Here is a 2210-nt window from a genome sequence, read left to right on the forward strand (position 1 = left end):
GTCGATACGCTTCGCTCCTAAGAAACAAGCGCGGGCAGCTGGCCTGTGCCCCTCGATACACCGGCCCGGAAGAGGGGCCGGCACTCGGGGCGAACGGAGGAGGGGACCATATGGAACCGGGGAAAGGCAGGATCCGTTCACGCGGACATGTTTAACTCGGTGCTGCCAAGCAGACCGAGTTTCAGGTATGGAATCTACCCGTGCAGGCTAGAGGATCATGGAGACGCAGACTCTGACGTCGAACGAAGCCGCACCGCTGCCGGCGCCCTCGAGGACACTGCGCCCCTATCAGCGCCAGTGCCTGGAACGCTTGCGGCAGCGGTACCGAGAAGGAAAACGCCGGCTGCTCGTCTCCTTGCCCACCGGTACCGGCAAGACCATCATCTTCGCCCAATTCCCGAACTACTTCCGGATGAAGAAGCGGCTGCTCGTGCTGGCCCACCGCGAAGAGCTGCTGGAGCAAGCCCGGGAGAAATTCCAGGACGCGGATCCGCACCTGCCGGTGGCGATCGAACAAGCGGGAAAACGCGCCTCGGCGGATTGTAAGGTGGTGATCGCCTCCGTGCCGACCATCGGCCGCACCGGGAGCAAACGCCTCGCCGCACTCGACCCGGAGGACTTCTACCTCATCGTCGTCGACGAGGCGCACCACGCCGTGGCGCAGAGCTACCGCACCATCTTCGAACATTTCAAATTGTTCGCCCCGGATACCCCCAGGATGCTCGTGGGCTTCACCGCCACACCACGGCGCGGAGACCAGCAGGGTCTCGGCGAGGTCTTCGAAGAGATCGCCTACAAGCGGAGCCTGGAGGAGATGATCCGGGGGCGCTTTCTCTGCCCGGTCTCCGGCTGGCGCGTCACCTCCGATGTGGATCTCGATGGCGTCCAGGTGAGAGGCGGTGACTTCGTCGAGTCGCAGCTGGCTCGGGTGGTGGACGTGGCCGAGCGCAACGCGATCCTCCTCCGCGCCTATCAGGACCTTGCGCGGCATCGCCGCTGTATCGTGTTCTGCGTCAACGTGGCGCATGCCCAGGAAGTGGCCGCCCTGTTTCGGAATGCCGGAATACGGGCCGCTGCCGTGTGGGGCGCCATGCCGAAAAGTGAGCGGCGAACCACGTTGGCCCAGCTTTCGAGTGGTGCGCTCGAAGTGGTGACCAACTGCAATGTGCTCACCGAAGGCTTCGACGAGCCGCGGATCGACTGCATCCTGATGGGCCGGCCCACCCACTCCCGCCTGTTATACGCGCAAATGGTCGGGCGCGGCACCCGACTGCACCCGCAGAAGTCCGACCTTCTCGTCATTGATGTGGCCGACAACAGCCGCAAGCACTCCCTCGCCGGACTGCATGCGCTCTTCGACCTGAATCCGGCGCTGGATCTTCAGGGTGGCAACGCGCTGGCGATCGCGGACCGATTACGTGCCATTGCCGAACGCTATCCATGGGTGGATACGGGGAAGATCAAGACGCCGCGGGATCTGGAGTTTGCTGCCGAACGCATCGATCTCTTTCGGTTCGAGCCACCGGATGAGGTGCAGCCGTATACGCGTCTATCCTGGTGTGCGACTCCCGGCGGCGGCTACCGCCTTGGCCTTCCGGACCGTGAAGACATCGTGATTCAGCAAAACCTGCTCGATGCCTGGGAGGTGCAATTTCATTCGCCGGCACGGCGGGAAGCAGCGGTGAGCTTGGGCGCTGCAGCAGAGCTGCCCGAAGCCATTCGAAAGGCGGAGGCCTTTGTGCAAAAAGAGCGCGGCGCGGCGCTCCGCCTCCTCGATCTCTCCGCACGCTGGCGCCACCAACCGCTGAGCGACGCCCAGCGCGGTCTCCTCCAGCGGAAAGGCATTCCGATTCCCACGGGGCTCACCCGCGGTCAGGCATCCTGGATGATCGGGCTCCTGTCCGCGCACGGACGCGCGTGAGAGCGATTGAGCCCGTAGTTCAATACGAACCGATCGTAGAAGGCTCCGGCCTGTTCTCTGGTCAGCACGGCTCCGCCTTGATCGCCCATTGCGTGGCGACTGCGCACCACATGGATCGACTGATCGGCAGTGAGTGATCAGGACAGGGGCTGGTTTCTCCGCGCTAAAACCACTCCTCGTCGAAGTCGAGTGCGGTCCGTTCGCTACTCTTCAGAATCTGCGCCGTGGCATGCAGGTACGGCAGTTCGTTGTTGAGGTAGAATCGCGCCGTGGCGAGCTTGCCCTTGTA

Annotated in this window: 1 protein-coding gene; it reads left to right on the top strand. The window is 63.6% G+C overall.

All coding sequences use genetic code 11. The features are described 5' to 3' along the window. Positions 1 to 217 precede the first annotated feature (217 nt). Complete coding sequence (locus VF515_01025) at positions 218 to 1921, top strand: DEAD/DEAH box helicase (GenBank protein HEX7406209.1); 1704 nt, start codon at positions 218 to 220, stop codon at positions 1919 to 1921. Positions 1922 to 2210: the final 289 nt, after the last annotated feature.

Source organism: Candidatus Binatia bacterium (assembly GCA_036382395.1).
Classification (GTDB): Bacteria; Desulfobacterota; Binatia; order HRBIN30; family HRBIN30; genus JAGDMS01.

Coding starts and splice junctions, on each gene's coding strand:
- VF515_01025 (HEX7406209.1), top strand. CDS start 218: ATGGAGACGCAGACTCTGACGTCGAACGAAGCCGCACCGCTGCCGGCG.